The sequence below is a fragment of the Planctomycetota bacterium genome, from assembly GCA_035574235.1.
In the GTDB taxonomy this organism is placed as follows: Bacteria; Planctomycetota; MHYJ01; order MHYJ01; family JACPRB01; genus DATLZA01.
The window spans coordinates 15,574-28,919 of sequence record DATLZA010000130.1; the positions used below are offsets into that span (position 1 = coordinate 15,574).

Here is a 13,346-nt window from a genome sequence, read left to right on the forward strand (position 1 = left end):
GTGCTGAAATGGGAACCGTCATGAGGCGGGTCGCGATTCTCGGCTCGACGGGCTCGATCGGCACCCAGGCCCTCGACGTGGCCGCCCACCTGGGGCTCGAGGTGCGGGCGCTGGCCGCCGGCTCCAACTGGCGCGCGCTCAAGGAACAGATCGAGCGCTTCCGGCCGGCCCGCGCCGCGCTGGCGGACCCCGCGGCCGGAGAGGCCCTCCGCCGGGCGCTCAACGGCTCGCCCACCGTGCTTCTTCCGGGGCCCGAGGGGGTCCGCGCCGTCGCCTCCGGGGACGACGTGGAGGTCGTGCTCTGCGGGATCACGGGCGCCGCGGCGCTCGGACCCGCGCTGGCGGCGGCGGAGCGGGGAAAGACTCTCGCTCTGGCCAACAAGGAAGCTCTCGTCATGGCGGGGCCGATTCTCCTTGAAGCGGCGCGCGCCTCGGGAGCCCGGATCGTCCCCGTCGACAGCGAGCACAGCGCCATCTTCCAGGCCCTCCGCGCCGGAAGCCGCCGCGAGGTGCGCCGCGTCATCCTCACCGCCTCCGGCGGCCCCTTCGCGCGGCTCTCCCGCGCCGAGCTCGAGAACGTCACCCCCGAACAGGCCCTCCGCCATCCCACCTGGGACATGGGGGGCAAGATCACCGTCGATTCGGCCACGATGTTCAACAAGGCCCTCGAGATCGTCGAGGCCAAATGGCTTTTCGATCTGGCGCCTTCGCAGATCGAGGTGCTCCTGCATCCCCAGTCCATCGTCCACTCGCTCGTCGAGTTCGTGGACGGTTCGGTCGTGGCCCAGATGAGCGTGCCGGATATGCGCGCCCCCATCCAGTACGCCTTCACGTTCCCGGAACGGGCCGCCGGGACCATCCGCCCGCTCGACCTGGCCGAAGTCGGGGCGCTCACCTTCGAGCGCCCGGACCGGGGGAAATTCCCGTCGCTGGATCTCGGGTACCGCGCGGCCGAGGTCGGCGGGACGCTGGGGGCGGTCCTGAACGCGGCCAACGAGGTCGCCGTGGATCTTTTCCTGGCGGGGCGCATCCGGTTTCCCCAGATCTTCGACGTCGTGCGGCGGGTGATGGACCGCCACCGCGGGGTGGCCCGCCCGTCGCTCGAGGACGTCCTCCAGGCCGATGCCTGGGCCAGACAGGAGGCCCGATGGAATTTCTGAAGCCGTACCTCGACAGCCTGGGCTCGATCCTCATGGTCATCCTGGGGCTCGGGTTCATCATCTTCCTCCACGAGCTCGGCCATTTCCTGATGGCCAAAAAGAACAAGGTCCGCGTGGAGGTCTTCTCGCTCGGCTTCGGCCACGCGATCTTCAAGTTCCGCCGGGGCGAGACGGAATACCGCGTGGCGTGGCTGCCGCTGGGGGGCTACGTGAAGATGGCCGGAGAATCCCTCGGCGACGAACGCCGCGGCGAACCCTGGGAGCTGACCTCGAAAACCCCGTGGCAGCGCTTCCAGATCTTCACCGCGGGCGCCGTCATGAACCTTCTCATCGCCTTCCCCATCGCGATTCTGTCGTACGCCGTCGGGAAGTACGAGGCGCCGAATGAAGTGGGCGTTCCGGGCATGGCCGAGGCCCATTCGGGAATGCGCCCCGGGGACGTGATCCTGGAGGTGGACGGCCGCCGGATTACGAGCCTCGACCAGTTCCGCATCGAGATGATCCGCCGCCCCGCGGGCTCCTCGGTGCCGGTCCGCGTGCGGCGAGGCGACCGGGAGGAGACGCTCCAGATCCGCACCATGAAGTCCTCCTACCACGCGGGCACGATTCCCCCGACGACGCGCCTGCCGTCCGTCACGCCCGATTCCCCGGCGGCCCGGGCCGGAATCCGGGCCGGCGACGAGATCGTCGCCCTCGACGGCCGGCGCGTCACGACGGGCCGCGAGGCCGGAACCCTTCTGCGGGCCGCCGCGGGGCGCGAGGTGCTCCTGACCCTGCGCCGCCGGGCCGCGGACTTCGAGGACGCCGATTACTCCGTGCGCCTGACCGTTCCCGCCCGGGAATGGCACGTCGTTCCCCAGGACGACAATCTTCTCGAGTGCATCGTGGGGCGCGTGCTTCCGGGGACGCCGGCCTACGACAAGCTGGAGCCGGGGGACGTCCTCGTCCGCGTCGGCGATCGGCCGGTGGCCTGCTGGCAGGACCTGCGCGACGCCATCGAGCCCCATCCGGACCGGGAGTTCGAGATCGAAGTGCGGCGGGGCGACCGGACGGAGCGGGTGCGCCTGCGGACCGGCTTCGGGGCCGACAGCGGAAAGGGCGTCATCGGGATCCAGCCTCACTGGACGAACGTCGTCGCGCGCGTCGTTCCCGGGTCGTACTACGACCGCGCGGGCCTGAAGCCCGGCGACCGGCTCCGGGCCGTGGAAGGTCAGCCGGGAGAGGTGACCCTGGCGAGCCTTCTCGGACAGCGGTTCGAGCGCCCCGGCCGCGTGCGCATCGAGGTCGAGCGCGCGGGCGAACCCAAGTGGATCGCCTTGACCCTGGAGACCGAACGGATCGTGGAGGGAGACGTCGCGGCGCTGGGGCTGCCCGCGTACACGTCCGGGCCCCTGGCGGGGTTCCTCGCCACGGAGGATTCGCGCCCCTTCCGCCGGCGCTCCCTGGGTCAGGCCGTCGCGGCCGGCGTCTACGAGCCGTACGACATCACGATAATGACCTTCGAGGTCCTCAAGAAACTCGTCACGGGCGGAGAATCCGCCAAGGGACTGTCGGGGCCGATCGGGATCATCCACGTGACCTACCGCAGCGCCGATCTTTCGTTCGGCAACTTCCTGTGGCTGCTCTGCCTGATCACGGTGAACCTCGGGATCTTCAATCTCCTGCCGATTCCCGTGCTCGACGGCGGACATAACGTCCTTCTGGCGATCGAAGTCGTCCGCAAGTGGCTGGGGAAGCCTCCTCCGAGCGAGAAGTTCGTGGCGACGTTCCAGTACGCCGGACTGCTCTTCATCCTGGCGCTGTTCCTCTTCGTGACCTACAACGACATCTCCAAGCTGATCATCGGTGGATAAGACGGCCTGGGAGAAGTTCCTGAACGAAGTCGTCGTCGTGGACACGGACTCGGCGTTCGTGTACCTGGGGACGCTCGACCGCCTGGAGGGGGAGTTCGTGGTGCTTCGGGACGCCGACGCGCACGATCGGGCCGAGGGGCCCTCCACCAAGGAGCAGTACGTGATGGACGCCCGGCGGTTCGGGATCCATCCCAACCGGAAGGAAGTGCGGGTCCGCGCGGAGAAGATCGTCAGCATCTCCCGCCTGGCCGACGTCATCGTCTACTGAGCCGCGCCGGTTCCCATGGGTTCCGCCCTGACCCTGCGCATCGCCGGAGTGGGGCTTCGCCTGGCGGCCGGCCGCGCGGAGCTTCTGCGCCGCCTGGGCGCCCGATACGAGCCCTTTCGCGCGCCCGGCGGGGCGGATCTGCGCCTTCACGTCGATTTCGTGGATCGGCCGCTGGGTCCGGATCGGGAAGAGCCCCGCGTGTGCGCCCACGGACGAGGCGTGCGGATCCAGCGCCATGACCTGGAGGCCGAGCTGGGAGGGCGCGGCGGCTGGGCGCGGATCCTGGCGCGGCCGTCTCCGCTCGATTCGCTCCTTCGGATCGCGCTCAGTTTCGCGCTGATCCGCCGGGGCGGCTTCCTTTGCCATGCGGCGGCCGTGGACGGGTGGCTCTTTCCGGGCCCCTCGGGGGCGGGAAAAAGCACCCTCGGGCGCGTCGCGCCGCGGGACCGGCTGCTGGCCGACGAGCTCGTGGGCGTGCGGGCGGGGCGGCTCTACGCGACGCCGTTCTGGGGGGATTTCCGCCCGGGACGCGACAACGGGAATCGCCCGCTGGAGGGGATTTTTTTTCTCGACCGGCGGGCTCCCCGGGGGGCGCGGCCGCTGGGGAAGGGGGAGGCGCTCCTGCGGCTGCTGAGGTGCGTGCTTTATTTCGGGGACGACGCGGCGGCGGGGGCGCGGCTCCTGGAGCGCGCGCGCCGCCTGGTGGAGCGGGTTCCCGCGTTCACGCTGAGCTACGACGCGCGCCGCTGGGGCTTCCGGGACGTGGAGGCGTGCCTTCGGGAGGCCTTGGAATGAAGGAGATCCTCTGCGAATTCCGGCGCGGGGGGCGGGTGGAGTCGCTTCATCGCGTGCGGGTCGCGGTTCTCGTGGACGGCCGCACGGCGCTGGCGTGCGGGGAGGTCGCGGCGCCGGTGTTCCTGCGCTCGTGCGCCAAGCCGTTTCAGGCCTGGGCCGTCGTGGAGGCGGGGGCGGCCGACGCGTACGGGCTCGAGGCTTCGGAGCTGGCCGTCATGGCGGGGTCGCACGGGGGAGAGGCGTCCCACGTGCGGGCTGTCCGCTCGATCCTGCGCAAGGCGGGGGTGCCGGCCCGGGCGCTTCGGTGCGGAAGTCACCCGCCGCTTTCCTCCCGGGGGCTGCGGGAACTTTACGGAGCCGGGCGGGAACCGACGCCGCTTCACAACAACTGTTCGGGGAAGCACGCCGGAATGCTGGCCGCGGCGCGGCGGCTGGGGGCGCCGCTGGAGGGTTACCTCGACCCGGGCCACCCGGTGCAGCGGGCGAACCTCCGGGCCGTCGCGCGCTTCACCGGCGTCGTCGCCCGCGCGATCCGGATCGGGATCGACGGATGCAGCGCGCCCACCTTCGCCGTTCCCCTTCGCGCCCTCGCCCGGGCGGGAGCGGAGTTCGCCGGCGCCGCGGATCCCTCCGCCCGGCGCGTGCGGGAGGCCATGACGGCGCATCCGGACCGGGTGGGGCGTCCGTGCGCTTCGATCATGTCCTCCGCGCCGGGCAGGATCCTCGCGAAGGGAGGGGCGGAGGGCGTCTATCTGTGCGCGGTTCCGGCGCGGCGGGCGGGAATCGCGCTCAAGGTCGTGGACGGCAACGCCCGCCCCGTCGTCCACGTTCTGGCGGCGCTTTTTCGGAAGTTCGGGCTCCTGGAGGGCGAGGATCTGGCGCGGGTCGGGAAAGCCGCCGATCCGGTCTTGCGGAACCATGCGGGGCTCGCGGTCGGGGAGGTCCGCGTGCGCCTGTGAACCGCCGCCGGGGCTCGAATGGACATCTTGATGACAGACCCTTCTGGACAGGGCGCTTGCGTTCGTCGAGCGCTTTCGGGCCGCTCCGGTTGCGCGGGCGGACGCGATGGGAGGGCGCGCCGCGGGCCGGTGGGGCGTATACTCGTGAAGGTGAGCCGGGAGACATCGATCGGCGGGTCCCGACGGACGTTCGCGCCCACGGTCTGGACCATGGTGCTTCGGGCGCGCGACCGGGGGGAGTTCGGCGCGCTCGTCGAGCGCTACTGGAAGCCCTGCTACTTCTACATCCGCCGGCGCGGCCATGACGTCGAGGACGCCAAGGATCTCACTCAAGCGTTCTTCGCGGATCTTTTCGAGCGAGAGGCGCTGGCGGCCGTCAGCCGGTCCAAGGGGCGTTTCCGGAACTTCCTGCTGGCCTGCCTGGGGCATTTCCTGTCGGACGAATACGATCGCCGCCGCGCCCTCAAGCGGGGCGGGAAGCTTCTGTCGCTCGACTTCGCCGGGGCGGAAATGGAGCTGGCCCACACGGCCGCGGAGGCGCCGGAGAAGGTGTACCGGCGGCAGTGGGCGGTGGGGATCGTGAACCGGGCCCTGGGGGTCCTGAAGGACGAGATGGGCCCCCGCTTCGAGGCGCTGCGGGAGTATCTTTCGGGCGGGGCGGCGCGCGGCCTCCGGGAGGTCGCCGGGCGACTCGGCGTGTCGGAAGGAAACCTCAAGGTGATTCTCCACCGGGCCCGGCGACGGTACCGGGAGCTTCTGCGCGAGGAGGTGGCCCGCACGGTGCAGGACCCGCGGGAGGTCGACGAGGAACTTGCGGAGCTCTTCGCGGCGCTCGGAAGGGACTGACGGGGGAAAGCCTTGCTTTTTCGGACGTCGTGGATCGTGTAACCTTGGGGCGCGGTTTCCTTTTCCGGAGGTGGAGGCCATGAACACGATGAAGAAATGCTCCACCTGCGGGGAGCTCTACGCGGGCGACCTCTGCCCCCGCTGCGCGGCGGCCTTCGCGCAGGAGCCCAGCCGGCCGGATCCAGCGGCCGAGGAACCGCCCCTCAAGCCCGGCGACGTCTTCCACGGCCTGGAGATCGTGGAGCTTCTCGGCCGCGGCGGCATGGGCGTCGTTTACAAGGCCCGCCAACCGAGCCTCGACCGGTTCGTGGCCCTCAAGATCCTCCCGCGGAAGCTCGCGCTCGACCCGGATTTCCAGAACCGGTTCATCCGGGAGGCCAAGGCGCTCGGATCGCTCTCCCACCCGAACATCGTCGCCGTCCACGACTTCGGAGCCGAGGCGGGGCTTTTCTTCTTCGTCATGGAGTTCGTCGACGGCGTGAACCTCCGGCGCCTTCTGCGGGACCGGAAACTTACGCCGGAGGAAGCGATCCGGATCGTTCCTCAGCTCTGCGACGCCCTCGAGTACGCCCATTCGGAGGGGATCGTCCACCGGGACATCAAACCGGAAAACATCCTCGTCGACCGCAAAGGACGGGTGAAGATCGCGGACTTCGGGTTGGCCAAGATCGTGGGGGACGAACGCCGGGTTCACGCGCTGACCCTCACGAACATGGTCATGGGCACGCCGCACTACATGGCCCCCGAACAGCTCGAGAACCCGAAAGCCGTGGACCACCGCGCGGACATCTACTCGATGGGCGTGGTCTTTTACGAGATGCTGACCGGGGAGCTTCCGCTCGGGCGCTTCGAGCCCCCTTCGCGCAAGGTGCAGGTGGACGTTCGCCTGGACGACGTGGTCCTCAAGGCCCTGGAAAAGGAGCCCGAACGGCGCTACCAGAAGGCGAGCGAAATCCGGGAGGACGTCACGCGCGTCACGTCCGTGGCGCCGGCCGCTTCCTACAGCCCGACCGTCGTCACTCCCGCGGGGGTGCGCCGGGACCGGAAACGATGGGTGGCGGGCCTGGGGGTCGCCGTCGCGCTGGCGGTCACGGGCCTCGCGTCATGGGCGCTTCTTCGCCGGGAGGATCCGCTGGCGCGGCTTCGCGCCGACGCGGCCGCGCGTCTGGCCGCGGGGGACTACGCCGGCGCGCGCGACCTCTACGAGGCCCTTCTGAGGGTCGGCTCCGACGAAGCCGACCGCGCCGCCGCGCGCCGGGCCATCGAGGAATGCTCCCAAAAGCTCGCCCAGCCGCTTGATCTTACGCCGTACTTCATCACCGAGAACGACCGCGTTGTTCCGAGGGTTCTCGTGCCCCCCGGCGGAAACCTTGTGCGGAATCCCTTCTATGCGAAGGATCGCGAGGAGGTCGCCAAGATCGTCAACTGGCTGGGCCTGGCGTCCCTTTCGCCCGGGGACGTCCGCCAGGCCTACCTGGCCGTCTGGTACGCCGCCGAACCCGCCTACGCGGTGCTCGACACGGCCGCGGCCGAGGCGGCCCAGCGGGAGTTCGACCGCTCCGGAAGCCTCCGGAACCGGTGGAGCTACCGGAAGGGGAATCTGCTCGTTCTGGCCTTCGCGCGGAACCGCCCGGCGCGCGCGCTCTTCGCGGGACTCGTGGCCGCCGCGCGGAAAAGGCTCGGCCTTCCGGAAGAGCCTCTCGATGTGCCGCTCGAAAACCTCAAGTTTTCGAGATCGGATCTCGGCGGCGACGTGGTCCTCCTTCGGGAAGAGACGCGTCCGGACGGCTTCGTCCAGGAGTTCGGATTGCGGGACGGAGGCCGCGGGGTCCGGCTGGCCGCCGCGCTCCTGGAGAATCTCGAGGCGGCGCGCCGCAAGGAGGCCGAATGGGCGCGCGATCCGGAACACGCGTCCGCCTTCAAGGTGGAAGTGCTCCGCGCGGGCCGCACCGTGGCGGCGCTTTCCCTGTGGAGGAAGGATCTCCTGACGTACGAGAGGCTGGCCGAGCCGGTGCGCGAGTGGATGGGCCTTCCCGGACGCCGCTGGGAAACGATCGTCCCCTCGGCGGCGGAGCTTCCGGACGGCTTTTCGTTCGACCGCGTGGAGTCCGATCCCGCGGCCGTCCTTCGCGCGCTGGCCCTCAAGGAGATCGTCCCGTCGGAAGTGACGCGCGCCTGGAAGGCGACCCTGAAGCCCGCCGGCTCGATCGTTCTGCTGGAGATTCCGGACGTTCAGGCGCGCTCGACGGCGGAAGTCCAGCTCAACCGGAAGGTGAACGAGCGCGACACCGCCGAAGATCACGACATCTGGCTCTACGCCGTGGACGCTCCGGACGATCCCGAGCTCGACGCGCTTCAGAACATGATCCGGGCCAAGCTCGGCTGCTCCCCGAACGCGCCGCGGTACGTTCGCCTCGGCAGGGTCCGTCTCGAGGAGAAGGACCTTCCTCCGGGATACCGCGTGGTTCGTCCCGAGGCCCCGTCCGACCGGGAAGATCGCGGAACCCTGGAAGGTCCGTCCGGCACGCTCTCCTTCTCCATGAAAGACTATTCGGACCTCCGGGACCTGCGGCAGGACCTGCGGACGGCGCGACGCACTCCGGCGGATCTCCTCCTGCACAAGGACTATCTCCTCGTCCACGTGACGGGACCGGAGGAGGCGTGGCCGATCCTCGACGCGCTCGAGGCGACCCTGCGCCGGAAGATGAGGATGCCTCCCCCAGCCCCCGAAGACTACGGGATCGATGCCTCGGAACTCCCCAAGGGCATGGCGTACCTCGAGCGCCGACGGGAACCCAACCCCCAGAGCGTGGAGCTCGCCGGGAAAGTCACGGCCTGGAAGGCCCACGTGGATCCGGCGGACGTGACGATCGTCGTGCGCGTCGGGAGGGACCCGAACTTTCTGGACGCGGAGCGCCGGCGCCTGGCCGCCGAGGGCCGGACCTTGACGCGTTTCGCCGAATACCGCAAGGAAAACATCTCGGCCGTCCTCTATCAGGAAGGATCGGGCGACGAGGCGGCCTTCCGGGCGCTTTGCGAGCTCGTCCGCGCCCGGCTTCGGGTTCCCCGATAGGGAGCCGGTTCACGCGCTCGAGGAGTCCTTGAGGAGGCCGCTCACGATCGTTTCGAGACGCCTGCGCTCCTCGGGACTCGGGGGGCGACCGGCGAAGCGCGTCTCGTAGAACTTGGCCGTGACGAACTCGAGGTCCGCGTCCGCCAGGAGCCCCCGGAGCGACGCGGCGAATTCGCGGGGCGTGACGGCCGGGGGCTTGCGGCGGCCGCGCCGCGCCAGGGCCCAGAGGAAATCCCGGTAGAAGTCCACCGGACAGGGATCCCGGAAGCCGGACAGCGCCTGCCGGATCCGGCGGCGCTTCGAGCGCGGAAGAAGAAGGTACCCCGCCGTCGCCGCGCCCACGAGAGCGACCAGGGCCAGGGGGACCGCGGGATGCGCCAGGGCGTCCGCGAGCCCGGAGGCCGCCCGCGCGAGGAAAGACAACGCTTCTTCGAAGATCCGGCTCCGCGAGCGGGCGTCGAAGTCCACGACGAAGCGGTCCCACCGGCCGCGGGGTTCCGGCTCGGACCCCTGCGGCTTGGGGTCCGTCGTGGCCACGGGCGGTCCGTCCGGGGGAGGCGCGCGGCCTTCCGGCGGAGTCGCGTCGTACGCCCTCCAGCCGGCCTCCGGGCCGAACCACACCTCGACCCACGCATGGGCGTCCGCGTTGCGCACGAGGAAGGAGCCGTCGGGGTCCGGATCATGGAGCTGGAAGCCGGTCGCCACGCGCGCGCCGATTCCGAGGGACCGGCACAGGAGCGCCAGGGCCCCGGCGAAGTGGACGCACGAGCCGGCGCGCGTCTCCAGGAAATGGTCCATGGGGTCGCGGCCGCCGGAGGGGACGAAGGGGTCGAGCCGATACGCGAACCCGTTGCGCATCAGGAAGTGCACGAGACGGGTGACCCGGGCATGGACGCCGGGGCCGGCGCCCTCGGCGGCGCGGCGCGCGGTGTCCCGGAGCCGCGGCGCGAGCTCCGCGGGGATCTGGAGGTGCTCGGGCGCGGCCTCGGGGATCCGGCCTGCGGCCGGAACATCGAGCGGCATGAGCGCGCTTTCGACCTCGTATTCGACGCGTTCGCGGGGAGGGGCCGGGAAGAAGAAGGCGCCGGCGGGATCGCCGCGCACTTCCGGCCACGACACCCGCACGGGATCCGGCAGGGCGAAGGCCAGGTCTCCGTGCCCGGGAGCCAGGACGATGCGCTGTCGCACGCGGGTCCGCCCTTCGGGCGGGTTGCGCTCGAGCGTCGTCCAGCCGTCCGTCCGACCGTCGTCGGCATCGCGGCGGACTTCCCGGCGCGCGCCGGCGGCGCTCCAGCGGCCGTTCTCATAGCGGTGCAGGAGCGCGCCCCGCAGGTAGAGGGTCTGTTCGGCGGGCACAGGGCGCCCTTCGAGGTCCGTGGCGCGGACGCGCAGGACGGGGCTCGGGTCCGCCTTGAGCCGTTCGAAATGGACGAGGTCGAGGAGATCGGACCGGCGGGGGATTCCGATGCGGCCGCCCGTGGGCACGGGCGGTCCGGCGGGCGCGGGGGCGGGGAGGGCGGCGCCGTCTCCGGGGCCGCCGCCGGCCGCGGGCCGGGGGAGGGCGACGAAGAAGACCGCTCCGAGCTCGACGGCCAGGGCGCAGACCGCAAGCGTCAGGCCGACGCCGCCGGGACCGGGAGCTTCCTCCGCGCGCAGCCGTGCGGCGCGCTGGAAGGCATAGAGCGTGGTTCCCAGGCTCAGAAGGAGGAGCGGCAGGAAGGCGGGCGGCTGGAGGAACGCTCCGGAGATCATGAAGAGCGACAGCTCGATGATCGCCAGCGTCCAGAGGTCGTACTCGGACTTGTTTTTCGAGAGGACGAAGACGACCGCGTTCCAGAGGAGGAACCGGGCGATGGCGTGGCTGAAATCCTCCGGGTCCCCGCGACCGGCTCGGGCGCCCAGGAAGACGGCGAAGAGCACCGAGCCCGCCAGGATGAGGCCGATCTTGAGGGGCGGAGAAAAGAAGAGCTTTCGGAAGCGGTGTTCGAATCCCAGGCTCCAGAGCGCGGCCGACCCGAAGACGCCGAGCTGGAGCGGCGTGAGGGGGTCGCCGGCGGCGGCGGCCAGGTAGGCGGCCAGAAGCCCCAGGTAGGCCGCCCCGCGGGCGCGCGCGTCGCCCGAGATCGGCGAGACGGAAGCGGGTTCGGCGGCGGGCATCGGATCACGCGAACGTCATCAGATTCCTCATGTCCTGCGGCCCGAGCTCGATCGCCCGGGCGGCCCCCTCCCAGGGGGGCAGCGGTTCGGAGGTGAGCCGCAGGAGGAAATAGACTTCGTCGGTCCCGGGAGGTTCGTCCCTCACGAGGTCGGTCAGGCGAAGGACGCGGGAGGGCTTGAGGGTGGCGAGAGCGTGGAGCAGATCCTCGAGCGCTCCGGGGCGCGGTTCGAGAAGGAGCGTGAACGGTTCCGGGCCGCAGGCGCGGAACCGCACGCGGTAGCGCTCGGCGAGGAGCGCGTCGGCGAGGGTGGCGGCGAAGGACACGGCCCGTTCGAGCCGGCCGCGTCGGCGGGGATCCTGCGCGTCGGGCAGGAAGGTTTCCAGCAGGATCGCCGCGTCGCGCGTCTGGACGTCTTCGTATTCGCGCACGAGAAGGGCGCGCGGGAGGCGGGCGGAGCGTTTCCAGTCGATGTGCCGAGGACTGTCGCCGGGGCGGTATTCGCGCAGGCCGGCGAAGTCCTCGTTTCCCCGGCGGGCCGCCGCGGGGGTCGCGGTCACGGACGAGAGGCGCGCGAAGAGGCGGCTGGCGGGGCGGCGATGGAGGACGCCGAGGCGCGGATAGACGAGAATCGCGTCCTCGAGGGGGACGACTTTCCGGCAGGTGAAAAGGCCCGGCGGGAATTCGGAGACGACGGTGAGCGGTCCGAGACGCGCCCAGCCGCGTTCGGCGATGGAGAGGCTGTAGGCCGCGGAGGCCGAAGCGCCGGGAGACATGGCGGGGAGCCAGACGGGCGGCGGGGGAGCGCCGGCGGGGCGTCCTTCGTGCGACAGGCGGTCTTCGAGGCGCAGGCCGGCGGCGGGCCAGAAGCGGCGCGCGTTGCGGATCCGGAGGCCCACGAGGAAGAGGTCGCCGGCATGGACGGACTCGGGAAGCGCGCGGGAGATCTCCAGGCCGCGCGCGCCGATCCAGGTCAGCCATCCGCACGCGGCGAAGAGTCCCATGAGAAGGGAGAAGACGGCGAAGAGGAGGTTATTGTCCTTGAAGGCGGCGGCGAAGGCCACGGAGGCCGCCAGGACGAGGTACACCCATCCGCGGCCGTTGATCCGGAAGGAGCTCCGGCGGCGGCGGGGGCGGCCGCGCCGCGGAGGGCGGTCCGGCGGGCCTGCGGGAGCGGACGTCATGGCGGCACGGGGACTTCCTGGAGGATCCTCTGGACCACGTGGGCGGCGCCGAAGGAGCCGTCCTGGGAGCCCCGGGAGCGGCGCTCGACGACGCGGTGGGACAGCACGGCGGGGGCCACGGCCTTGACGTCGTCGGGCACGGCGTAGTCGCGTCCTTCGACGAGGGCGTAGGCTCGGACGGCCCGGGCCAGGTGGAGGGATCCCCGCGGGCTGGCTCCCGCCAGCAGAGCCTTGTCCGAACGGGTGCGGCGCACGACTTCGAGGAGATAGTCGGCCAGGGCGTTTTCGAGGCGGACTTCGGGGACTTTGCGGCAGAGGGCTTCGACCTCTTCGGCGGCGGCGACGGGGGCGAGGGTTTCGACGGGATCCCCGGCGGCGCGCGATTCGAGGATCCGGCGCTCTTCCTCGAGGGAGGGGTATCCCATGCGCAGCACCATGAGGAAGCGGTCGAGTTGCGACTCCGGCAGAGGGTAGGTGCCCGTGAATTCCAGGGGATTCTGGGTGGCCAGGACCATGAAAGGGGACGGCAGGGGATGGGTGACGCCGTCGACGCTGACGGAGTTCTCGTTCATGGCTTCGAGCAGGGCCGCCTGGGTGCGCGGCGTGGCGCGGTTGATCTCGTCCGCCAGGACCAGGTGGGCGAAGACGGGGCCCGGCTTGAAGACGAATTCCTTGCGGTCGGGATCGAAGACGGAAACGCCCGTGACGTCGGAGGGCAGGAGATCGGGGGTGAACTGAATGCGCCGGAAGGAGCCCGCGACGGCGCGGGCGAGCGCCCGCGCGAGGGCGGTTTTTCCGGTGCCCGGGGCGTCTTCGATCAGAATATGGCCGCGGGCCAGGAGCGCGGCGACGGCGAGCTTGACGGTCTGGGGCTTCCCGAAGATGACGCTTTCGACGGCGCGGCGGAGCGCGGCGACGCGCTCGAGGTCCCGGGGTTCGATGGCCATGGGTCGAGAGGGCATTATATCGGCGCCGCCCGGAACGCCGCAAAGGTTTGGCGTTCGACGGAGCCTTGACAGCCTCCTGCGTAAAACGTACGATTTCGGCCGTTT

Annotated in this window: 10 protein-coding genes; 7 read left to right on the forward strand and 3 right to left on the reverse strand. The window is 70.7% G+C overall.

Features of this window, described 5'->3' with window-relative positions:
* Positions 1–20 precede the first annotated feature (20 nt).
* The 7 genes from VNO22_12065 to VNO22_12095 all read left to right on the forward strand — a co-directional run bounded on the left by VNO22_12065 (position 21) and on the right by VNO22_12095 (position 8,954).
* Entirely contained in the window at positions 21–1,160 is a 1,140-nt protein-coding gene (locus VNO22_12065; GenBank protein HXG62108.1) for a 1-deoxy-D-xylulose-5-phosphate reductoisomerase, read from the forward strand.
* On the forward strand, positions 1,148–3,013 hold the full coding sequence (gene rseP / locus VNO22_12070) for an RIP metalloprotease RseP (GenBank protein HXG62109.1): 1,866 nt from the start codon (positions 1,148–1,150) through the stop codon (positions 3,011–3,013). Before VNO22_12065 ends, rseP begins: the two co-directional genes overlap by 13 nt.
* Positions 3,006–3,281 carry a hypothetical protein gene (locus VNO22_12075; protein ID HXG62110.1) on the forward strand — a complete coding sequence of 92 codons (276 nt, stop codon included), beginning with the start codon at positions 3,006–3,008 and terminating at the stop codon, positions 3,279–3,281. Before rseP ends, VNO22_12075 begins: the two co-directional genes overlap by 8 nt.
* Before the next feature lie 15 nt (positions 3,282–3,296).
* Positions 3,297–4,076, forward strand: a complete 780-nt coding sequence (locus VNO22_12080) for a hypothetical protein (GenBank protein HXG62111.1) — start codon at positions 3,297–3,299, stop codon at positions 4,074–4,076.
* Positions 4,073–5,035 carry an asparaginase gene (locus VNO22_12085; GenBank protein HXG62112.1) on the forward strand — a complete coding sequence of 321 codons (963 nt, stop codon included), beginning with the start codon at positions 4,073–4,075 and terminating at the stop codon, positions 5,033–5,035. Before VNO22_12080 ends, VNO22_12085 begins: the two co-directional genes overlap by 4 nt.
* A 150-nt stretch (positions 5,036–5,185) precedes the next feature.
* The gene (locus VNO22_12090) at positions 5,186–5,881 is read left to right on the forward strand and encodes a sigma-70 family RNA polymerase sigma factor (GenBank protein HXG62113.1); all 696 of its coding nucleotides are present in this window, start codon (positions 5,186–5,188) and stop codon (positions 5,879–5,881) included.
* Positions 5,882–5,960: 79 nt separating this feature from the next.
* On the forward strand, positions 5,961–8,954 hold the full coding sequence (locus VNO22_12095; protein HXG62114.1) for a serine/threonine-protein kinase: 2,994 nt from the start codon (positions 5,961–5,963) through the stop codon (positions 8,952–8,954).
* A 9-nt stretch (positions 8,955–8,963) separates the two neighbouring features.
* On the opposite strand, the gene VNO22_12100 is transcribed toward VNO22_12095, so the two are convergent.
* Genes VNO22_12100 through VNO22_12110 form a run of 3 tightly spaced genes read right to left on the reverse strand, consistent with a single transcriptional unit; the run spans position 8,964 to position 13,241 of the window.
* A complete protein-coding gene (locus tag VNO22_12100) occupies positions 8,964–11,111 on the reverse strand; it encodes a transglutaminaseTgpA domain-containing protein (GenBank protein ID HXG62115.1) in 2,148 nt (715 codons plus the stop codon).
* Between the two features lie 4 nt (positions 11,112–11,115).
* Complete coding sequence (locus VNO22_12105; protein HXG62116.1) at positions 11,116–12,294, reverse strand: DUF58 domain-containing protein; 1,179 nt, start codon at positions 12,292–12,294, stop codon at positions 11,116–11,118.
* On the reverse strand, positions 12,291–13,241 hold the full coding sequence (locus VNO22_12110) for a MoxR family ATPase (GenBank protein HXG62117.1): 951 nt from the start codon (positions 13,239–13,241) through the stop codon (positions 12,291–12,293). The genes VNO22_12105 and VNO22_12110 overlap by 4 nt, the downstream gene beginning before the upstream one ends.
* Positions 13,242–13,346 lie beyond the last annotated feature (105 nt).